Here is a 529-nt window from a genome sequence, read left to right as displayed (position 1 = left end):
GTTAATGATGCCCCAACCAACAGCGTCCCTGGCGCTCAAACGACGAATGAAGACACCGCTCAGGTCTTTAGCTCTGCCAATGGCAATGCGATAAGCCTCACCGACATAGATAGTGCTTCTGTGACCACCACGATTTCCGTGGCACACGGCAGTTTAACGGCACTGGCAACAGCAGGGGTTACCATTACGAATAACGGTACGGGCAGTGTGACCTTAACGGGATCTCCTGCTGCAATTACCACTGCTTTGGATGGTTTAAGCTATACCCCGGTTGCCGATTACAACGGTGCTGACAACTTAACCATAGTCACCAATGATGGCGCCTTAAGCGATACGGACAGCATTGCCATCACAGTCAATCCAGTTGTGGATATTGCCAACGATGTCATAACCCTGAATGAAGACACGGTGGCTACTTATGATGTGAATAATAATGATACCTTTGAAAACGCAGGCCATACCATTACTGCGATTGATGGCACGGCCATTGCCGTGGGCGGCACAGTGGCTGTAGCCAACGGCACAGTGT

General features: G+C 50.5%; 1 protein-coding gene. It reads left to right on the top strand.

Annotated features, from left to right (window positions below):
• The coding region (locus tag Lqua_RS18410; RefSeq protein ID WP_202972766.1) for a hypothetical protein at nucleotides 1-529 on the top strand (529 nt) is incomplete at both ends.

The sequence above is a fragment of the Legionella quateirensis genome, from assembly GCF_001467955.1.
GTDB lineage: Bacteria > Pseudomonadota > Gammaproteobacteria > Legionellales > Legionellaceae > Legionella > Legionella quateirensis.
This window is presented reverse-complemented; position numbering and strand designations above follow the sequence as displayed.